Consider the following 1,890-nt stretch of genomic DNA (forward strand, 5'->3'; position numbering starts at 1 on the left):
ACGAGAACCGCAAGCTCGACGAGCGCGTCCGCGCCTTCCTGACCCGCGGTGTGACCGGCGACACCGACATCAACATCATCGACACCGCCGAGTTCGCGATCCCCGGCCTTGACGACGAGTTCCGCGTCATCGTGTCTCCGTGGATTCTGACGGTGCTCGTTACCGACCGCCTGGCTCGCTACTACGAGACGGTCACCAAGCACAACCTCAAGTATCGTCGCTACTATCACCAGTTCGACTACTAAAGAAAACGGGTGCGGGAACGCGCCGGGCTATTGAGAGGAACACAGAATGAGGCAGTACATCATCGCCAGCCATGCGCACTTCGCTACCGGCATCAAGGAGAGTGTCGAGCTGCTCTCGGGCGCTCGCGACAACGTCCACGATCTTTCGATGTTCGTCGATGACCGCATGGACGTGGCCGAGGAGGCCCAAAAACTGCTGGCAGGCATGGCTGCCGACGATGATGTCGTTGTCTGCACCGACCTCTTTGGCGGCAGCGTCAACAACGAGTTCACCAAGATCGTCCAGACGCGTCCCCGCACGTACCTCGTTACCAACATGAACCTTCCTCTGCTTATCCAGCTGCTGTTCTCTGACGAGTCGGCGCCGGTTGAGGAGACGATTCGTGCCATCGTCGCTGCGGACGATACGCGCGTGAAGTTTGTCAACGATCTTTTGGTCGATGACGAAGAGGAAGAAGAGTTCTAATCCGCAGCACCTACTGACACGCCGTAAGACGGCACAAGACCTTTGGGGGGTCACATTATGATTCAGCTACTTCGCGTCGACCATCGGCTGCTTCATGGCCAGGTCGCGGTCTCTTGGGTCCAGGGCCTTGGCTCCAACTGCATTTTCTGCGTGGGCGATAAGGTCGCCAACGACCCGGTGTGGAAGACGACGCTCAAGATGGGCAAGCCTGCCGGCTGCAAGCTCGTCATCAAGGATATGGCGAATGCCATCGAGGCCATTAACTCGGGTGTGACTGACAAATACAAGATGATTATCTGTGTCGCCACCATCGCTGAGGCAAAGCAGCTTGTTGAAGGCTGCCCGCAGATCAAGTCGGTCAACCTGGGCAACACCAAGCCCAAGGACGAGAAGCGCCCCGATGCTCGTCAGGTCTCTCGTCAGATCTTCCTGACTGCAGCCGAGGAGGCCGATGTGCGTGAGATGCTGAACAACGGCGTCGAGGTCGAGATCCGTCCTCTGGCCGATGACCCCAAGGTTGACTGCGCAAGCGTGCTCTAGGCGTTCAATTTCGAAGAGTCTGAGCTCTTCGTAGTGTCCTATTAGGAAAGGGGGATATATGCTTACCCAAGCAATCCTCATCGGACTTATCGCCGCATTTGGTAAGTTCGACTTCCAGCTCGGTACGCTCTATGCGTTCCGCCCCATCGTCCTGTGCCCGCTCGTGGGCCTGGTGCTGGGGGACCTGCAGTCCGGCCTCGCGATCGGCGCCAGCCTGGAGCTTCTGTTCATGGGCTCGATCTCCATCGGCGCCTACGTGCCGCCTGATGAGACGATCGGCGGCGTGCTCGCCTGCGCCTTCGCTATCCAGTTGGGCCAGAGCACCGAGGCAGCCATCGCGCTCGCTATGCCCATCGCCACGCTGTGCCTTGCCATCAAGAACATCCTCAACGCCGCCCTGCCGATTCTGGTTGACCGCGCTGATGTCTTCTCCGGCCAGGGCAACCTTAAGGGTGTCTATGCGATGCACTTCCTGATCGGTTTGACCGGTATCATCATGGCGTTCCTGCTGTGCTCGCTGTCGTTCTATCTGGGTGCTGACGCCATCCAGGGCATGCTCGACTTCATCCCGCCCTTTGTCCTTGCTGGCTTTGGCGTTGCCGCCAACATCCTGCCGGCCATGGGCTTCGCCATGCTCGG

At 59.0% G+C, this 1,890-nt stretch carries 3 protein-coding genes and 1 pseudogene; all 4 read left to right on the top strand.

What is annotated here, in order from left to right; genetic code table 11:
* A pseudogene (locus DXD48_RS10305) lies at positions 1–245 on the top strand (SIS domain-containing protein); the annotation flags it as partial.
* Between the two features lie 46 nt (positions 246–291).
* Complete coding sequence (locus DXD48_RS09900) at positions 292–711, top strand: PTS sugar transporter subunit IIA (RefSeq protein WP_117565057.1); 420 nt, start codon at positions 292–294, stop codon at positions 709–711.
* A gap of 57 nt (positions 712–768) precedes the next feature.
* Positions 769–1,251 carry a PTS sugar transporter subunit IIB gene (locus DXD48_RS09905; protein ID WP_117565058.1) on the top strand — a complete coding sequence of 161 codons (483 nt, stop codon included), beginning with the start codon at positions 769–771 and terminating at the stop codon, positions 1,249–1,251.
* Between the two features lie 58 nt (positions 1,252–1,309).
* Positions 1,310–1,890: PTS sugar transporter subunit IIC (locus tag DXD48_RS09910; RefSeq protein WP_147324173.1), on the top strand; the 581-nt coding region annotated here is incomplete at its 3' end.

Source organism: Collinsella sp. TM05-37 (assembly GCF_003436455.1).
Classification (GTDB): domain Bacteria; phylum Actinomycetota; class Coriobacteriia; order Coriobacteriales; family Coriobacteriaceae; genus Collinsella.